This is a genomic window from Prevotella sp. P6B1 (genome assembly GCF_000702825.1).
In the GTDB taxonomy this organism is placed as follows: Bacteria; Bacteroidota; Bacteroidia; order Bacteroidales; family Bacteroidaceae; genus Prevotella.
The window spans coordinates 1-18,001 of sequence record NZ_JNKF01000014.1 but is presented as its reverse complement, the minus strand read 5'-3'; the positions used below and the strand labels follow the sequence as shown (position 1 = coordinate 18,001).

The following is an 18,001-nucleotide window of genomic DNA, read 5'->3' as shown; positions in this document are numbered from 1 at the left end:
TAACTAAAACAAATAGAGTATGAATTTCATCTTGATTGCAGTAATTGTACTTGGAGCTATCGGACTGATAGCGGCTATTGTGCTTTTTGCAGCCTCCAAGAAGTTCGCTGTCTATGAAGATCCACGTATTGCGCAGGTGGGCGAATTGCTGCCTGGTGCCAATTGCGGTGGATGCGGATTTCCAGGATGTAGCGGTATGGCCGATGCACTCGTGAAAGGTGCAGATGCCGGAAGCCTTGACGGACTGATGTGTCCTGTAGGCGGCGCCGAGACGATGGGAAAGGTGGCCGACTTGTTAGGAATGGCAATTGCTAATTCAGAACCGATGGTAGCCGTAGTAAGATGTAACGGTACCTGTGAACATCGTCCAAAGGTTGCTGAGTATGCTGGCCTGCGCACTTGTGCTGCCATGCATGCCTGTGGCGCTGGTGAGACTGCTTGTGGATTCGGTTGCTTAGGATGCGGCGATTGTGTGGCTGCTTGTCAGTTCGACGCCATTCACATGAATCCTGAGACAGGTATCCCCGAGGTTGATGACGACAAGTGTACCTCGTGTGGCGCATGTGTTAAGGCATGTCCAAGAAACATTATCGAACTACGTAAGAAAGGCCCGAAGGGTAGGAGAGTCTTCGTGTCGTGCGTGAACAAGGACAAGGGACCTGTTGCCATGAAGGCTTGTGCCGTAAGTTGTATCGGTTGCGGTAAGTGTGAGAAGGAATGTAACTTCGGTGCTATCACCGTGGAGAACAACCTGGCCTACATCGATTTCGAAAAGTGCCGTTTGTGTCGTAAGTGTGTGACCGTATGTCCTAAACATGCGATTGTGGATGTAAACTTCCCCACACCAGCACCTGCGCCAAAGCCCAAAGAACCTAAAAAAGAAGAGGAGGCAAAAGCATGAAGATCAGAACATTTAGTATAGGTGGTATTCACCCAGAAGAGAATAAGCTGACTCACGAGGTACCAACAAAGGTAGCAGAACTGCCCAAACAGGCCATTTTCCCACTGGGACAGCATATCGGTGCTCCTGCCAAGCCTGTGGTACAGAAAGGTGACAAGGTGAAGGTTGGCACCATGATTGCCGAAGCCGGTGGATTCGTTTCGGCTCCTATCTTTTCGTCGGTCAGTGGTACAGTATTCAAGATTGATACCGCTATCGATGCCACAGGCTATCGTAAGCCTGTGATCATCATCAATGTGGAAGGCGATGACTGGGAAGAAGGAATCGACCGTTCGGATAAACTGGAGACGGTTGAAGCACATCCCGACCTGACGCCTGAGGTGATTGTAGAACGTATCAAAAATGCTGGTGTTGTTGGTATGGGTGGTGCTTGTTTCCCCACCTTTATTAAGTTGACACCACCACCAACGGCCAAGGCTGAATGCGTGATTATTAACGCTGTGGAGTGTGAACCTTATATCACAGCCGACTATCGTTTGATGATGGAGCACGCCGATGAGATATTGGTGGGTCTCGAACTCCTGATGATGGGAGCGAAGGTGACCAAAGGATATATTGGTATCGAAACCAATAAGCCTGCTGCTATCAAGCTGCTTGCTGAGAAATGTGCTAAGAAATTCAGTGGTACCAAGTATCAGGTAGAGGTGGTGCCCCTGAAACAACGTTATCCGCAAGGTGGTGAGAAACAGTTGGTAGATGCGGTCATCCAGCGTCAGGTTCCTGCACCTCCTGCCATCCCTGTGAACGTGGGTGCTATCGTGCAGAATGTTGGTACGGCTTTCGCTGTCTACGAGGCTGTGATGAAGAACAAACCACTCTTTGAACGCTATACCACTGTGACAGGAAAGAAACTTAAGAACCCAGGTAACTTCCTGGTGCGTATGGGTACACCCATGAAGGATCTGATTGAGGCTTGTGGTGGTATGCCTGAAGGCGACAATAAACTGTTGGCCGGTGGACCGATGATGGGTAAGGCACTGACTTCGGTAGAGGTGCCTATCTGTAAGGGAACCAACTCGGTGACAATCATCAGCGATGATGAAGCTCGCCGTAAGGAGCCGCAGCCCTGTATCCGTTGTGCCAAGTGTGTAGGTGTTTGTCCGATGGGATTGGAGCCGTATCTGTTGGCTAAACTGTCGGATGTGAAGAATTGGGAGCGTGCAGAAAGTGAGGATATCGTGAGCTGTATCGAGTGTGGCTCTTGCCAGTTCACATGTCCAGCGCATCGTCCGTTGCTCGACAATATCCGCTTGGGTAAGAGCACTGTGATGGGAATTATCCGTTCACGCGCCGCCAAGAAATAAATGGTAATTGGTAAATTGTAAAAATGTAAATTCTCAATATGAGTAAGTTAATTGTTTCATTATCGCCACATGCCCATGGTACCGATACCGTAGAGCGCAACATGTACGGCGTCATCATTGCACTGATGCCCGCCCTGCTCGTATCGTTCTATTTCTTCGGTCTGGGTTCGGTTGTTGTAACAGCATCCAGCGTGGCTGCCTGCTTATTCTTTGAGTGGGCTATCAGCAAGTATATCCTTAAGCAGCAACGTAATACAGTGCTCGATGGCTCTGCCATTCTCACAGGTCTGTTGCTTGCTTTCAACCTGCCATCAAACCTGCCGGTATGGATCATCATTATCGGTGCGCTTTTTGCCATCGGTGTGGCTAAGATGACGTTTGGTGGCTTAGGTAATAATCTGTTTAACCCCGCACTCGTTGGTCGTGCAGCATTGCTGGTAGCATTTCCTGCACAGATGACCACTTGGCCAAAGGTTGGTCAGCTGGGCAGCTATCTCGATGCAGAGACTGGTGCAACACCACTCTCTATCATGAAGGAAGCCATCAAGAGCGGCGACGCGTCTATACTCGATAAGTTACCTTCATCGCTTGACCTTTTCCTGGGTAATCATCCTGATGGCGCAGGTGCGATGGGTGAGATTTGTGCGCTGGCCTTGTTGCTGGGTCTGGCCTATATGTTGTGGAAAAAGATAATCACCTGGCATATTCCTGTATCAATCATCGCTACGGTATTCGTATTTGCTGGTTTGTTGCATCTCGCTAATCCTGCTTATGCTGATCCTATCTCGGTGATTCTTTCGGGTGGTCTGATGCTGGGAGCTATCTTCATGGCAACCGACTATGTGACGAGCCCGATGACAGCCAAGGGACAACTCATCTATGGTATTGCCATCGGATTCCTGACGGTAGTGATCCGAAACTGGGGTGCTTATCCAGAGGGTATGTCGTTCGCTATTCTGATTATGAATGCGTTCACACCACTCATCAATAATTACGTAAAACCAAAACGATTCGGGGAGGTAACAAAATGAAAAAGTTAGAATCATCATTACTGAATATGGTGCTGGTACTGACGTCGGTAGCAGTTATCATGGGTGGTATCCTGGCTTTTGTGAACCACCTGACTGAAGGTCCTATCAACGACCAGAAAGCCAAAGCTCTGGCCGATGGTATCAAAAACGTGATGTGTGTTGACAACTTGAAAGTTGCCAAGACTGATACGGTGAAACAGAACGATGCCAAGGGTAAGGAAATGACTTATATTATCTATCAGATTCAGGATGCCCAAAACAAAGATCTCGGTGCAGCTGTAGAATCGACAACTGGTGGTTTTGGCGGTGATCTGAAGGTGCTGGTAGGTTTTAATCCAGAGGGTAATATCTTAGGTTATACGCTGCTGGAGCATGCTGAGACTCCCGGTTTGGGCGCTAAGGCTGATAAGTGGTTCCAGAAGGGGGAGAAGGGTGATATCATCGGAAAGTCGCCTGCTCAGCCTCTCACGGTGTCGAAGGATGGTGGACAGGTTGACGCAATCACGGCATCGACCATTACCAGTCGTGCTTTTCTGTTGGCTGTCAATAATGCTTATAACGCTTACAAGGCTACACCTGCAGCTGATGCAGAAACGGGTGCAACTCAAAAAGTAAAGGAGGATTAAGGTATGAACACAATACAGATTATTAAGAATGGTATCATCAAGGAGAATCCTACGTTCGTCTTGATGCTGGGTATGTGTCCTACATTGGCCACAACCACTTCGGCCATGAATGGTATGTCCATGGGACTCGCTACGATGGCGGTACTTATCTGCACGAATTTTGTTATCAGCTGTCTGAAATCAGTCACTCCCGATAAGGTGCGTATTCCTGTCTTCATCGTGGTGATTGCTGCTTTTGTTACCATCCTTCAGATGGTGATTAAAGCATATCTGCCTGAGGTGGATAAATCATTGGGATTATTTATACCTCTGATTGTGGTGAACTGTGTGATACTTGGTCGTGCTGAAGCTTTTGCCGCTAAGAATTCACCTGTTGCTTCTCTGTTTGATGGTATCGGTATCGGTCTTGGTTTTACCTTGGGCCTGACACTGTTAGGTATCTGTCGTGAACTGCTTGGAGCTGGCTCTATCTTTGGCTTTACATTGTTGCCTGAGACATTCAATATCCTGCTCTTTGTATTGCCACCAGGTGCTTTTATCACTCTGGGCTTCCTGATTGCAATCGTTAACAAACTTAGAAACGCTTAAGTTATGGAATATATACTTATTTTCATTAGCGCCATCTTTGTGAACAACATCGTGTTGTCACAGTTCCTCGGCATCTGTCCGTTCCTTGGCGTATCCAAGAAGATTGATACCTCGTTAGGTATGTCGGCAGCTGTTGCTTTTGTGCTGACACTTGCCACTATCGTTACTTGGTTGGTTCAGAAATATGTGCTTGATGCCTTCGGACTGCAGTATCTTCAGACGATAGCATTTATTCTCGTAATTGCTTCGTTAGTACAGTTGGTGGAAATTGTTCTGAAGAAAGTGTCGCCAGCTTTGTATCAGGCATTAGGTATCTTCCTCCCTCTGATAACAACAAACTGTGCCGTATTGGGTGTGGCCATTCTGGTTATTCAGAAAGATTACAATCTGCTGCAATCGGTAGTCTATGCATTCTCAACAGCTATTGGTTTCGGTTTGGCACTGACCGTATTTGCCGGTATGCGTGAGCAACTGGAATTGGTTAAAATTCCAAAGGGCATGCAGGGAATGGCTATTGTGATGCTTTCTGCAGGTCTCCTGAGCTTGGCCTTTATGGGATTCTCGGGAGTTGACGGAGGACTGAAAGTGCTTTTCGGCATCGATTAAATAACAACTGACTACTAAAAAGAGTCCGAACTATTTTGTAGTTCGGGCTTTTTTGTTTAACTTTGCCCCCGAAAAATAAGAATAATTATTGAGATGAAAATTGGAGATAAAGTGAGATTCCTGAGTGAAGTCGGTGGCGGAAAGGTGGCTGGCTTTCAAGGAAAGAATATAGTATTGGTAGAAGATGAGGATGGCTTCCAGATGCCCATGATGATTAATGAGGTGGTTGTGGTTGGTAAGGAGAACTATGAGACCTCAAGAATGGTAGAACAAAAGGCAAAAGCCCGTCAGACTATCGAAGAGGAAGAAGAACCTGAGATAGAACCTGCCGATCGACCTATCACTTTCAAGGCAAAACCAGAGGAACGAAAGGGTGGCGACAAGTTGAGTGCTTTCTTGGCTTTTGTGCCGATGGAGATAAAAGAATTATCACAGAGTCGTTTCGAAACCTATTTAGTGAATGATTCCAACTACTATCTGCGCTATGTATATATGACAGCTGAAGGTAGTGCCTGGAAGCTGAGAGCCGAAGGCGAGATTGAACCCAACTGCAAAGAGTTTATTGAGGAGTTTGGACGCGAGGATCTGAACGATATGGAGCATTGCTGCGTGCAGTTTATAGCCTACAAGCGCGACAAACACTATCTGCTGAAGTCGCCCGTCAATGCGCAGGTACGAGTGGATACGGTGAAGTTCTATAAGTTGCATGCGTTCTGTGAGAATGATTTCTTTGAGCAACCTGCACTGATATATACACTAATTGAGAACGACGTACAAAAAGTAAAGTTATGAAATACGGATTTGTAAACGTAGCAGCTGCTGTGCCTACGGTTAAAGTGGCCGATGTGGATTATAACATCCAACAGATTGAGAGTCTGATAGCACAAGCAGAAGGACGTGGTGTGGAGATTATGGTGTTTCCTGAGCTCTGTATCACTGGCTATTCGTGTCAGGATCTCTTCAAGGAACAACTTCTGTTGGACCATGCAGAGGACGGTATTGTAAAACTGCTCGATTTTACGCGCAAACTCAATGTTATAGCGATTGTTGGTTTGCCAGTGGTTGTCAACGGTTTGTTGTATAACTGTGCTGCTGTGATTCAGAGTGGTTCTTTATTAGGTATCGTTCCCAAGGTATATCTGCCTAACTATGGAGAGTTCTACGAGAAGCGCTGGTTTGCGTCGTCACAGGATCTTAATCCTACTGATATCTATTTTGCTGGTAGTCCAGTGCATATCTCTGCCGAGCCTCAGGTGTTTGTCACCAGTGATGGGGTGAAATTCGGAATAGAGATTTGTGAGGATGTCTGGGCGCCAACACCACCCAGCAATAATCTTTCGCTGGCAGGTGCTGATATCATCTTCAATCTCTCTGCCAGCGATGAGCTGATAGGTAAGCATGCTTATCTGAAATCACTTCTGGCTCAGCAGAGTGCACGCATGATCAGTGGTTATGTGTATGCCAGTTGTGGGTTCGGTGAGTCGACACAGGATGTGGTCTATGGTGGTAATGCCATCATCTTTGAGAATGGTAGATTACTTGAAGAAGGTAGCCGTTTCTCTCTCCAGCCACAGTTGAAGATGTGTCAGATTGACATCGAGGCACTGCATGAGGAGCGTCGTACTAATACCACCTTCATCAATGCGCAACGTGGCGCACATGCTCGTTTGATTAATTGTAAAGCCGTATCACCACGTGACTTTACGCTATTCAGAAATATCGATCCATATCCTTTCATTCCTAAGAGCGAGAATATGGAGGAGTCATGTGAGGAAATTCTGAATATCCAGGTGATGGGTCTGGTAAAACGTCTGTACCATATCAATGGAAAGAAGGCTGTGATTGGTATCAGCGGTGGACTTGATTCTACGTTGGCGTTGTTGGTGGTGGTGAAAGCTTTTGATAAGTTAGGGCTCGACCGTCAGGGTATCATTGGTATTACCATGCCAGGTTTCGGTACGACTGACCGTACTTATAACAACGCCTTGAAACTGATGGAAGCATTAGGTGTGACCATCCGTGAAATCAGTATTGCAAAGGCGGTAACCCAGCATTTTGCTGATATCAATCACGATGCTAAGGTTCATGATATTACTTACGAGAACTCGCAGGCTCGTGAGCGTACCCAGATCTTGATGGATGTGGCAAATAAGGAGAATGCTATTGTAATTGGAACTGGCGATTTATCGGAACTGGCACTTGGATGGGCAACATATAATGGCGACCATATGTCGATGTATGGTGTGAATGCGGGTGTACCTAAGACGCTGATTCGCTATTTGGTTCGTTATGTGGCAAACGAGATGGCTTCCGAGACATTGCTTGATATCATTGATACGCCGATATCGCCCGAGCTGATTCCTGCTGATGAAAATGGTAATATCAAACAGAAAACAGAGGATTTGGTAGGTCCTTACGAGTTGCATGATTTCTTTATCTATTATTTCATGCGTTATGGCTACAGTCCGAAGAAGATTTACCTCTTGGCTCAGCGTGCGTTCTGCACATCTAAGGACGGTCAGCCGGCACTCTACGATGAGGAGACTGTGAAAAAATGGCTGACTACATTCTGTCGCCGATTCTTCAATCAGCAGTTCAAACGTTCTTGTCTGCCTGATGGCCCTAAAGTAGGAAGCGTGAGCCTCTCGCCCCGTGGTGATTGGCGTATGCCGAGCGATGCTTCGAGTGCTCTCTGGTTGAAAGAATGCGAAAGCCTCGATTAAGCGAAAGCAATGACAAGTATCAACACGATAAAAAAGAAATGAGTTAGCTGAATGCTAACTCATTTTCTTTTAATGTAATGTGTATCGTATCGCCGGGTTTGATATCGCCGTTCACGATAATATCGCTGATACCATCTTCCAGATAGTTCTGGATGGCTCGTTTCAACGGTCGGGCACCAAACTGTACATCGTATCCCTTGGCGGCAACAAACTCCTTGGCTTCGTCGCTTAGGTCAATATGATAACCTATCTGTTCGATGCGATGATATAATCCCTTCAATTCGACATCAATAATGCGCTTGATGGCATCCAGATCCAACTGGTCGAAGGTGATAATCTCGTCGAGACGGTTCAGGAATTCGGGTGAGAACTGCTTAGAGAGAGCTTTCTGCACGATGTCACGTGCATTCTGCTTGTCCTTATCGTTCAGCATCAGACTTGTACTGTTTGTAACACCGAAACCAACTCCACGGCCGAAGTCTTTCAACTGGCGTGTTCCTGCATTCGAGGTCATAATGATAACGGTATTGCGGAAATCAACCAATCGTCCGTTACCATCTGTCATACGTCCTTCGTCAAGCACCTGCAATAACAGGTTGAACACGTTTGAATGTGCTTTCTCAATCTCGTCGAGTAAGACTATAGAGTAGGGGTGACGGCGTACACGCTCTGTCAGTTGTCCACCCTCGCCATAGCCTACGTATCCCGGAGGTGCTCCAATCAAGCGCGAGGTGTTGAAGCTTTCGGTATATTCGCTCATGTCGATACGGATCAAGGCGTCGCTGCTACCAAACATAAACTCGGCCAACTTCTTGGCGAGATAGGTTTTGCCGACACCCGTAGGACCTAAGAACATGAATACGCCAATGGGGTGGTTGGGTTCCTTCAATCCCACGCGATTGCGTTGGATGGCTTTGACCATTTTGTCGATAGCGGCATCCTGAGCAATCACGGCATTCTTCAGTTCTACAGCCATGCCTTTCAGGCGGATACCTTCTTGTTCTGCCATACGCTGAGCTGGTACTCCTGTCATCATCGACACCACTTCGGCTACTTGGTCGGCATCTACAACCTGACGTTCCTCTCCTTCGCCATTGCTCCAGCGTTCGTTGAGTTCCTTCAATTCTTTTTCGAGTGCCAGTTGGCGGTCACGATAGCTTGCGGCTAACTCGTAATTCTGATTCTTTACGGCAGCTTGTTTCTTATCCTTCACCTCTTCCATCTCTTTTTCCTTCTCAATGATCTCAGGTGGAATCTGTGCATTGCCCAAGTGAACTTTCGAACCGGTCTCGTCGAGCGCATCGATAGCCTTATCAGGCATAAAACGGTCGGTGACGTAGCGGTCTGTCAATTTGACACAAGCTTCCAACGCCTCGTCTGTATAGGTGACGTGATGATGCTGCTCGTAACGATCCTTGATGTTGTGCAGAATCTGTAGTGTTTCCTCGTTAGTAGTAGGTTCTACCAGAACCTTCTGGAAACGGCGCTCTAATGCTCCATCTTTCTCGATACTCTCGCGATATTCGTCGAGTGTAGTGGCACCAATGCACTGGATAGTGCCACGGGCCAGAGCAGGTTTCAGGATGTTTGCTGCATCCATCGAACCTGGTGTAGATCCTGCACCGATAATCGTGTGTATCTCGTCGATGAATACAATGATGTCAGGATTGGCTTCGAGCTCTTTCATGAGGGCCTTCAGGCGTTCCTCAAATTGTCCGCGATACTTAGTACCTGCTACAACACCTGTCATGTCGAGTGTATAGATACGTTTGCCAAACAGCATTGGACTGGTATGATGTTTCTCAATGAGTTGGGCTAAACCTTCTACGATGGCACTCTTACCAACACCAGGTTCACCAATCAGGATAGGGTTGTTCTTCTTACGACGACCCAGAATCTCGATTACACGCTGTATCTCGCGCTCGCGGCCTACACAGGGATCTAACTGCCCTTCAGCAGCTGCCTTGGTCAGATTCGTTCCGAAGCTGTCGAGCACAGGCGTTTTCGAGTTTGGCCTCTTTTGGGTGGTAGTGGCGTTCGAACTATTGCTGCCCTTGCTGCTACCAGTGGTTTCATACTCTTCCTCCTCTTCATCTGGAAGTCCGATACCATTGCTCACATTGGTGTTTTTGGGTGCAAACAGCATGGCAGATGTTTCATTGTATGTCATATGGAACTGTTCTAATACTTGCTTTGCACCGTTGTTGGCCATGTCGTGTAAGATAGCTAACAACAGATGTTGCTCTTCAATAGTAGCCGCTCTTTGTAGTCTGGCTTCAAGAACGGCGAGTTTCAATACATTATTGGCTTGCTCGTTCAGTGTCAGGTCAGTGGCATGAATGGATTCCGTCAGTTCGTCTTGTCTGACTCTTGTTTCCAGTTCAGTTTTCACCGATTGCATATCCAGGTTCAGGCGGCTAAACAAGTCGATGACTGGTCCGTCCTTGCTTCTGAGAATTCCCAGTAACAAGTGCTCTGGACCTACGGAACGACTAGCAAGTCGGGCAGCCTCCTCACGTGAGAAGGCTAATATTTCCGATAGTCTTGGCGAAAATTGCGTTGTCATATCAATCTTTCTGTCTATTATTCTATACCTAATTTAATTATATCTTTTGCAAAGATACAACAAATCTTGCAAACATCATGCCACAAAAACGAAATATTTTCCCATAAAATAGTTTAAAAGGTTTGGTAGGTCGCAAAAAAATAATTACCTTTGCACGGTTAAAAACGCGTCAGCGGGCTTAAAAATGGCCTTAAACGCGAAAACGACAAAAAAGTATATAGTTAAATAGTAAAATAAAAAGATGGATCAAACATTCGACAACGACAGAATTATTAAGATCAACATCGAAGAAGAGATGAAATCGAGCTACATCGACTACTCAATGTCAGTCATTGTGGCACGTGCCCTTCCAGATGTTCGCGACGGCTTCAAGCCAGTTCACCGCCGTATCCTCTACGGTATGATGAACATCAACAACGTATCTACACAGCCTTATAAGAAGTGTGCGCGCGTGGTAGGTGAGGTGCTTGGTAAGTACCACCCACATGGCGACTCTTCTGTATATGGTGCCTTGGTTCGTATGGCACAGGATTGGAACATGCGTTACACCCTTGTTGACGGTCAGGGTAACTTCGGTTCGGTTGATGGTGACTCACCAGCTGCCATGCGTTACACTGAGTGTCGACTCTCAAAGATGGGTGAGCACATTATGGACGACCTGGACAAGGAAACCGTTGATATGGCTCCTAACTTCGACGACTCGCTCGAGGAACCAACTGTGATGCCTACCAAGATTCCTAACCTGCTGGTTAACGGTGGTAACGGTATTGCTGTAGGTATGGCTACCAATATGCCTACCCACAATTTGGGCGAGGTGATTGATGGTTGCTGTGCTTATATCGACAATCCTGATATCGATACCGATGGTCTGATGCAGTTCATCCCTGGTCCTGACTTCCCAACAGGTGCTTATATCTATGGTCTTCAGGGAGTAAAGGATGCCTATGAGACAGGTCGTGGTCGTATCGTGATGCGTGCCAAGGCTGAGATTGAAAGCGGCGAAACGCATGATAAGATTGTTGTAACAGAAATTCCTTACGGTGTCAATAAGGCTGACCTTGTGGCTTATATCGCTGATTTGGCAAACCAGCACAAGATTGAGGGTGTTGCTAATGTAAACGATGAGTCAGGTCGTCAGGGTATGCGTATTGTAGTTGACTGTAAGCGCGACTGCAATGCCAATGTACTGTTGAACAAGCTGTTTAAGATGACTGCCTTACAGAGCTCATTCTCAGTGAATAACATCGCTCTGGTAAAGGGCCGTCCACGTCTGCTTTCACTGAAGGAATGCGTGAAGTACTTCGTTGAGCATCGTCACGATGTGACCATTCGTCGCACTAAGTACGACCTGCGCAAGGCACAGGAACGTGCACATATCCTCGAGGGCTTGATTATTGCCGTTAACAATATCGATGAGGTTGTGCATATTATTCGTAACTCTAAGACCCCAACCGATGCTCAGCGTAACTTGGAGCAGCGCTTCAATCTGGATGAGCTTCAGTCGAAGGCTATCGTAGATATGCGTCTGGCTCAGCTCACAGGTCTGCGTGTTGATCAGCTCCACCAGGAGTTCGACGACCTGCAGAAACTCATCGCCGAGTTGCAGGAGATATTGGATAACCCTGAGCGTTGTAAGGAGGTGATGAAACAGGATCTGCTCGAGGTGAAGGAGAAGTATGGCGACGAGCGTCGTACAGAGATTATTCCATTCGATCACGAGTTCAATGCAGAGGACTTCTATCCCGATGATCCTGTTGTAATTACTATCTCGCACATGGGTTACATCAAGCGTACACCACTGTCTGAGTTCCACGAGCAGGGTCGTGGTGGTATGGGTTCAAAGGCTGCCCGTCATCGCGACAACGACTTCACAGAGTATATCTATCCTGCCACCATGCATAACACTCTGCTGTTCTTCACCCAGAAGGGTCGCTGCTACTGGCAGAAGTGTTATGAGATACCTGAGGGCGATAAGAACTCAAAGGGCCGTGCCGTTCAGAATATGCTGAACATCGATCCTGATGATTCTATTAATGCCGTTCTGCGTATCAAGAACTTCAATGACGAGGAGTTCTTGAAGTCGCACTACGTTGTATTCGCAACCAAGCAGGGTATTATCAAGAAGACCTGTCTGGATGCATATAAGAATGTACGCGCCAATGGTGTGATTGCTATCAATATTAACGAGGGCGATGAGGTTGTTGGTGTTCGCTTGACCAATGGTCATAACGAACTGCTGTTGGCCAACCGTAATGGTCGTGCTGTGCGTTTCGACGAGAATGATGTACGTACCATGGGTCGTGTTTCTACCGGTGTAATCGGTATGCGTCTCGATGGTGGCGATGATGAAGTTGTAGGTATGGTTTGTGTGAACGATCCTAATACTGAGACTATCATGGTTGTCAGCGAGAATGGCTATGGTAAGCGTTCTGAGGTAGAGGATTACCGTAAGACTGCTCGTGGTGCCAAGGGTGTGAAGACCCTCGCTATCACCGAGAAGACTGGTCGCTTGGTAGCTATCAAGGTAGTAACCGATGAGAACGATCTGATGATTATTAATAAGAGTGGTGTATTGATCCGCCTGAAGGTGGCCGATGTTCGTGTGATGGGCCGTGCTACTCAGGGCGTTCGCCTGATCAACCTGACAAAGAAAAATGATGTAATCGCTTCTGTATGTAAGGTGATGCACTCTCAGGCTGAGGACGAGGATATCGAGGAAGCTGAGATTGCTGATGAGGCTGTTACTGAGGGTACCGTCGAGGGAACCGTTGAGACTACACCCGAGACAAAGGATTAAACCATCAGAAAGTTGATACGTCAAATGAGTAAAATCAATCAATATTAATGGTATAACCAATTTTAAAGCTTATGAAAAAATTATTTGTAATGGCAGCAATGATGGTAGCAAGCGCTACCGCATTTGCCGGTGACAGTGACGCCCTGAAGGCAATCCTCAAGGCAAAGACCTATGCAGAAGCAGAAGCACTTGTAAAGAGCAATCTTGGCTCTCTCGCCAGCGATGCTGAGAAGGCTAAGGCATACAACAAGCTCGTTGATCTGGCTATGGCTCAGTTCGACGCTCAGAGCACCATTCAGACCGAGAACCAGCTGGCTAAGCAGATGGGTAAGGAAGAGAAGCCCGTTGACACCAAGCTGATGTCAGAGATGGCATACAATGCCCTCGTTGCAGGTCTTGAGTGCGATAAGTACGATCAGAAGCCTAACGAGAAGGGTAAGGTGGCTCCAAAGTTTGCCTCTAAGAACGCTCAGCGCCTGTGGCTTGCTCCACGTAACACACTGGTTAACGCTGGTCAGGATGCCCTTACTGCTAAGGACAATGCTTCAGCTCGTAAGTACTGGCAGCTCTTTACCGAGAGCGATGCTGCACCTATGTTCAAGGCTCAGGACCGCGAGGCACAGAAGCCTTTCTTCGGTCAGGTAGCTCGTTTTGCTGCAATCTTCGCTTACCAGGATAAGGATATGGCTAAGGCCCTCGAGCTTGCTGATGTAGCCATGAAGGATCCTGAGGAGTATGAGAATGCCCTCAACCTGAAACTCGAGATTCTGGGTGATGGTCTGAAGACAAAGGACGATTCAGTAAAGTATGCCGAGAACCTGAAGGGTATTTATGCCGAGCACAAGGTGAACGGTGTTATGGAGAAGCTGTACAATGTACTGCTGGGCTTGGGCAATGACGCCGAGGCTAACAAAATTCTCGACGATGCACTGGCAAAGGATCCTAACAACTTCGTAGCTCTGGCCGACAAGGGTCTGGCTCTGTTGCAGGCTAACAAGGCATCTGAGGCTATCCCTTATCTGAAGAAGGCCTTCGAGGTTAAGCCCGACAACGCTATCATCGCTACCTATGCAGGTACTGCTTATAGTGTAGAGGCTCAGAATATCGAGGATGCTGCCAAGAAGAAGGAGCTCTACAAGCAGGCTATCGATATGTTCGACAAGGCTAAGCAGCTCGATCCAGATATGTTGCAGGCTAAGTGGGGTTACAACCGTTACAATGCCTACTACAACTACTATGGCGAGAATGCTGCTGAGACTAAGCAGGCTGAGCAGGATATGCACTAATCTACGATTTATATAGATAAACCGTGATGAGGCCTGCCAATGAATGGCGGGCCTCTTTATTGCAAAACAACAATACATGACGAATCAAGAACAGAAATGGGTGGCTTGTTGGGGCAATGCTACCTCTATCACTAACCGCGGGGAGGCCATCTATGCCAAGGACCTTACGCTGCGTTATCCTATCCGTATGCCCTTTGGCGGCAGTCAGCTGCGTTTCCGTTTTTCCAACCTGACAGGCACAGAACCCGTGGTTCTCTCGAAGGTATTTGTAGAGCATACGCCTATCACCTTCGGTGGCGAAACGCAAGTGACGTTGATGCCGGGAAAGGAGACTGAGAGCGATGCCATCAGTCACGCTGTCCATATGGGCGACATCATCAACGTGAGCTTCTATCTGGCTGATTATACGCAGATGAATAGCGGCACGCTCATTACAGGTCCGTTATCAAAGGGCTTCTACACCTATGGCGACTATGCCGAAGCAACTGAGTTGCCACTCAATCTGACACGACATACCAACTGGTTCTACTTTCTGAATACCATCGATGTACTCACATCGCCCGATAATCACGCTGTAGTATGCTATGGCGATTCTATCACCGCGCAGTCGTGGCCTGATTATATGGCAGAGATGGCGCTTGGCTCCAATGTTTCCATTATCCGCCGTGCTGTGAGTGGCACGCGCATCCTGCGTCAGTATGATTGTATTACCTATCAGGCTTACGGCTTGAAAGGTGCCACACGTTTTCCTATCGAGATGAATGTGGCAGGTGCGTCAGATGTCATCATCCAGCATGGCATCAACGATATTATCCACCCTGTGGGCGAGGATGTCAATCCGTTCCGCCCCTGGAGCGATCTGCCAACAGTAGAGGAGATGGAGCATGGTGTTGAGGATATCTATGTAAAACCTGCTAAGGCCATGGGACTGAAAGTATGGAGCGGTACCTTGTTGCCTATCTACGGTTGGCGTACATATAACGAACAGCGCGACATGATGCGACAGCGGTTTAACGAGTGGTTACGCACGTCACCTGTTTTTGACGGATGTATTGATTTCGATGCTGCTGTGCGTAGTAACAGTAATCCTAAGGCATTTGCCGACGGTTTTGATAGTGGCGACCACTTGCATCCCAGCGAGCGAGCCTATGAGGCTATGGCCCAGGCTGCAGCACATCATGTATGTTGGCATAATAGAGAAGGTGCTGGTACGCGACGATGAATATCTGTCTGCCAAATAGGAAAAAAGGACTATCTATCTACAATAATAACCAAACAATGTAATCATGAAAAGAATATTAGTTACAGGGGGAGCTGGTTTTATAGGCAGCCACCTTTGCGAAAAATTGGTCAGTGAGGGCAATGACGTGATTTGTCTCGACAACTTTTATACCGGTAGTAAAGAGAATGTCTGGCATTTGTTAGGCGAACATAATTTTGAGATTGTTCGTCATGATGTATGTCAGCCGTATTGGGCAGAGGTCGATGAGATTTACAATTTGGCATGTCCCGCCTCACCGGTTTATTATCAGAACGACCCGATACAGACCACCAAGACATCTGTCTTTGGCGCCTATCACATGCTGGGACTGGCTCGTAGAACGAAATGTAAGATACTTCAGACTTCAACAAGCGAAGTGTATGGCGATCCTGCTGTTCATCCTCAGCCAGAGTCGTATTGGGGAAACGTCAATACGATAGGTATTCGTTCATGTTATGACGAAGGCAAGCGTTGTGCAGAGACGATGTTTTTCGATTATCATCGTCTGCATGGTGTTCGCATCAAGGTCATACGCATCTTTAATACCTATGGTCCACGCATGGCCGCGAATGATGGTCGGGTTGTTTCAAACTTTATCATGCAGGCGCTGCGTGGTGAGGATATCACCATCTACGGTGATGGCACTCAGACACGTTCGTTCCAGTATGTCTCTGATCTGATAGATGGAATGACCAGGATGATGGCCAGTGACGATGATTTCCTTGGTCCGGTGAATATCGGTAATCCTGGCGAGTTCACCATGTTGGAACTGGCTGAGAAGGTAATCGCGATGACTGGTTCAAAGAGCAAGATTATATTCCGTCCCCTGCCATCTGACGACCCCAAGAAGCGTCGCCCCGACATCTCGTTGGCTAAGGAGAAGCTGGATTGGGAACCAAAAGTAAAGCTTGACGAAGGTCTGGCAAAGACCATAGAATATTTCAAAACCAAAATTTAAAAAGAAGAATATGAGTTTTTTAGATTTAGTAAAGCAGAGATATAGCTGTAGAAGCTATCAGGAGAAGAGTGTGGAACAGGAGAAGCTGGACTATGTGATGGCGTGTGTGCGCTTTGCCCCTTCGGCAGTCAACAAACAGCCATGGATGTTCCGTGTGGTGAAGGATGAGGCTGACAAGGCAAAGCTTCAGGAGTGCTATAGCCGCGATTGGTTCAATTCTGCTCCGATGTACATTATCTGCAGCATCCTGCACGACGAGGAATGGGTGCGCAAGGACGGTAAGCATCATGGCGATATCGATATAGCCATTGCCGTGGAGCATCTGTGTCTGGCTGCTACAGAGCAGGGACTTGCTACTTGCTGGGTGTGCAACTTCGATGCCGAGAAGTGTAAGCAGCTCTTCACCTTTGCCGACAATGAGGAGCCTGCTGTGCTGATTCCCATCGGTTATGCTGCCGACGAGCCTAAGGAGAAGAAACGTAAGGAGATTGCGGAAATATGTAAGTAATGCGTATGAGAAAATTGAATAATGCTGGCCTGTCTCTTAAGTCACTCATGGTGATAGGACTGATAGGGTGGAGTGTCTCAATCCAGGCACAAACATATGATGTTTCCCATGGTCAGGTGTATTTTGGTCATGAGCCCCTGAAGTATGCCGATGCTCATAGCTTTGTGGACTTGGGGCGCGGCTATGCTAAGGATCGGGATAATGTATATCTCAATGGTCGTATTCTCGAATATGTCGACCCAGCTACGTTCCGTTTGAAAGATCGTGCTACCACACATTTTCGCGAAACCCGTGATATGTATGATCATGGTCAAGGGCGCCATGGCTATTATAAATCACAATTCAACGTGTACTATGGCGACAAGAAGATTGACGCTTCGGCATCATCTTTCCAGGAGGTTGGTGGTGGTTACGCCAAGGACGCCTTCAACGTGTTTTATCATGGCAAAAAGCTTGATGCTTCAGCAACTTCATTCAAGTTGATGGAAGGTGGTTATGCCAAGGATGCGTTCAATGTATATTACTTTGGAAAGAAAGTTAAAGGCGCTTCTGCAGCAACATTTAAATATACTGGCGACGGCTATGCCAAGGATGCCTTCAACGATTATTATAAAGGCCGGAAACTTGAATAGCAGAAGTAGATGTTTCTAAAACGAAAAAAGAGATAAGCTCAATGCTTATCTCTTTTCTTTGTACACCCGCAGAGGCTCGAACTCTGGACACCCTGATTAAGAGTCAGGTGCTCTACCAACTGAGCTACGGGTGCATCATTTTGGTGGTCTTTAA

At 47.2% G+C, this 18,001-nt stretch carries 15 protein-coding genes and 1 tRNA gene; 14 read left to right on the top strand and 2 right to left on the bottom strand.

What is annotated here, in order from left to right; genetic code table 11:
- Positions 1-19 precede the first annotated feature (19 nt).
- The 8 genes from T495_RS0110865 (at position 20) to T495_RS0110830 (ending at position 7,839) form a co-directional block, all read left to right on the top strand.
- Complete coding sequence (locus tag T495_RS0110865) at positions 20-901, top strand: Fe-S cluster domain-containing protein (RefSeq protein ID WP_033148712.1); 882 nt, start codon at positions 20-22, stop codon at positions 899-901.
- Positions 898-2,265, top strand: coding sequence for an electron transport complex subunit RsxC (gene rsxC / locus T495_RS0110860; RefSeq protein WP_033148711.1), 1,368 nt, complete (start codon positions 898-900; stop codon positions 2,263-2,265). Before T495_RS0110865 ends, rsxC begins: the two co-directional genes overlap by 4 nt.
- 38 nt (positions 2,266-2,303) lie before the next feature.
- Positions 2,304-3,296 (top strand): RnfABCDGE type electron transport complex subunit D, encoded by a 993-nt coding sequence (locus tag T495_RS0110855; RefSeq protein WP_033148710.1) that lies wholly within the window; start codon positions 2,304-2,306, stop codon positions 3,294-3,296.
- Positions 3,293-3,922, top strand: coding sequence for an RnfABCDGE type electron transport complex subunit G (locus T495_RS0110850; RefSeq protein ID WP_033148709.1), 630 nt, complete (start codon positions 3,293-3,295; stop codon positions 3,920-3,922). Before T495_RS0110855 ends, T495_RS0110850 begins: the two co-directional genes overlap by 4 nt.
- A gap of 3 nt (positions 3,923-3,925) precedes the next feature.
- On the top strand, positions 3,926-4,510 hold the full coding sequence (locus T495_RS0110845) for an RnfABCDGE type electron transport complex subunit E (protein ID WP_033148708.1): 585 nt from the start codon (positions 3,926-3,928) through the stop codon (positions 4,508-4,510).
- A 3-nt stretch (positions 4,511-4,513) separates the two neighbouring features.
- Positions 4,514-5,116: an electron transport complex subunit RsxA gene (rsxA, locus tag T495_RS0110840; RefSeq protein ID WP_028904259.1), complete on the top strand. Its 603-nt coding sequence runs from the start codon at positions 4,514-4,516 to the stop codon at positions 5,114-5,116.
- A 93-nt stretch (positions 5,117-5,209) separates the two neighbouring features.
- Complete coding sequence (locus T495_RS0110835) at positions 5,210-5,908, top strand: DUF2027 domain-containing protein (protein ID WP_051652008.1); 699 nt, start codon at positions 5,210-5,212, stop codon at positions 5,906-5,908.
- Complete coding sequence (locus T495_RS0110830; RefSeq protein WP_033148707.1) at positions 5,905-7,839, top strand: NAD(+) synthase; 1,935 nt, start codon at positions 5,905-5,907, stop codon at positions 7,837-7,839. The genes T495_RS0110835 and T495_RS0110830 overlap by 4 nt, the downstream gene beginning before the upstream one ends.
- A gap of 43 nt (positions 7,840-7,882) precedes the next feature.
- Here the strand turns inward: T495_RS0110830 and T495_RS0110825 are convergent, their stop codons facing one another.
- The gene (locus T495_RS0110825; protein ID WP_033148706.1) at positions 7,883-10,405 is read right to left on the bottom strand and encodes an ATP-dependent Clp protease ATP-binding subunit; all 2,523 of its coding nucleotides are present in this window, start codon (positions 10,403-10,405) and stop codon (positions 7,883-7,885) included.
- A gap of 241 nt (positions 10,406-10,646) precedes the next feature.
- Between T495_RS0110825 and gyrA the strand changes: the two genes are divergently transcribed.
- From gyrA to T495_RS0110795, 6 genes are all read left to right on the top strand, one after another.
- Positions 10,647-13,202, top strand: a complete 2,556-nt coding sequence (gene gyrA, locus T495_RS0110820; protein WP_033148705.1) for a DNA gyrase subunit A — start codon at positions 10,647-10,649, stop codon at positions 13,200-13,202.
- Positions 13,203-13,273: 71 nt separating this feature from the next.
- Positions 13,274-14,488: a hypothetical protein gene (locus T495_RS0110815; protein ID WP_033148704.1), complete on the top strand. Its 1,215-nt coding sequence runs from the start codon at positions 13,274-13,276 to the stop codon at positions 14,486-14,488.
- A 76-nt stretch (positions 14,489-14,564) separates the two neighbouring features.
- The gene (locus T495_RS0110810) at positions 14,565-15,710 is read left to right on the top strand and encodes an SGNH/GDSL hydrolase family protein (protein ID WP_051652007.1); all 1,146 of its coding nucleotides are present in this window, start codon (positions 14,565-14,567) and stop codon (positions 15,708-15,710) included.
- Positions 15,711-15,774: 64 nt separating this feature from the next.
- Positions 15,775-16,707 (top strand): UDP-glucuronic acid decarboxylase family protein, encoded by a 933-nt coding sequence (locus T495_RS0110805; protein ID WP_028904263.1) that lies wholly within the window; start codon positions 15,775-15,777, stop codon positions 16,705-16,707.
- A gap of 10 nt (positions 16,708-16,717) precedes the next feature.
- A complete protein-coding gene (locus T495_RS0110800; protein ID WP_033148703.1) occupies positions 16,718-17,215 on the top strand; it encodes a nitroreductase family protein in 498 nt (165 codons plus the stop codon).
- A 5-nt stretch (positions 17,216-17,220) separates the two neighbouring features.
- The gene (locus T495_RS0110795) at positions 17,221-17,847 is read left to right on the top strand and encodes a DKNYY domain-containing protein (protein WP_231495095.1); all 627 of its coding nucleotides are present in this window, start codon (positions 17,221-17,223) and stop codon (positions 17,845-17,847) included.
- A 61-nt stretch (positions 17,848-17,908) separates the two neighbouring features.
- Here the strand turns inward: T495_RS0110795 and T495_RS0110790 are convergent.
- Positions 17,909-17,981 (bottom strand) — tRNA-Lys (locus T495_RS0110790).
- Positions 17,982-18,001: the final 20 nt, after the last annotated feature.

Excerpts from the sequence above, each read along its gene's own strand:
- T495_RS0110810 (WP_051652007.1), top strand. The coding sequence starts at position 14,565 with ATGACGAATCAAGAACAGAAATGGGTGGCTTGTTGGGGCAATGCTACC.
- T495_RS0110850 (WP_033148709.1), top strand. The coding sequence starts at position 3,293 with ATGAAAAAGTTAGAATCATCATTACTGAATATGGTGCTGGTACTGACG.
- T495_RS0110845 (WP_033148708.1), top strand. The coding sequence starts at position 3,926 with ATGAACACAATACAGATTATTAAGAATGGTATCATCAAGGAGAATCCT.
- T495_RS0110835 (WP_051652008.1), top strand. The coding sequence starts at position 5,210 with ATGAAAATTGGAGATAAAGTGAGATTCCTGAGTGAAGTCGGTGGCGGA.
- gyrA (WP_033148705.1), top strand. The coding sequence starts at position 10,647 with ATGGATCAAACATTCGACAACGACAGAATTATTAAGATCAACATCGAA.
- rsxA (WP_028904259.1), top strand. The coding sequence starts at position 4,514 with ATGGAATATATACTTATTTTCATTAGCGCCATCTTTGTGAACAACATC.
- T495_RS0110800 (WP_033148703.1), top strand. The coding sequence starts at position 16,718 with ATGAGTTTTTTAGATTTAGTAAAGCAGAGATATAGCTGTAGAAGCTAT.
- T495_RS0110815 (WP_033148704.1), top strand. The coding sequence starts at position 13,274 with ATGAAAAAATTATTTGTAATGGCAGCAATGATGGTAGCAAGCGCTACC.
- T495_RS0110830 (WP_033148707.1), top strand. The coding sequence starts at position 5,905 with ATGAAATACGGATTTGTAAACGTAGCAGCTGCTGTGCCTACGGTTAAA.
- rsxC (WP_033148711.1), top strand. The coding sequence starts at position 898 with ATGAAGATCAGAACATTTAGTATAGGTGGTATTCACCCAGAAGAGAAT.
- T495_RS0110795 (WP_231495095.1), top strand. The coding sequence starts at position 17,221 with ATGAGAAAATTGAATAATGCTGGCCTGTCTCTTAAGTCACTCATGGTG.
- T495_RS0110855 (WP_033148710.1), top strand. The coding sequence starts at position 2,304 with ATGAGTAAGTTAATTGTTTCATTATCGCCACATGCCCATGGTACCGAT.
- T495_RS0110805 (WP_028904263.1), top strand. The coding sequence starts at position 15,775 with ATGAAAAGAATATTAGTTACAGGGGGAGCTGGTTTTATAGGCAGCCAC.
- T495_RS0110865 (WP_033148712.1), top strand. The coding sequence starts at position 20 with ATGAATTTCATCTTGATTGCAGTAATTGTACTTGGAGCTATCGGACTG.
- T495_RS0110825 (WP_033148706.1), bottom strand. The coding sequence starts at position 10,405 with ATGACAACGCAATTTTCGCCAAGACTATCGGAAATATTAGCCTTCTCA.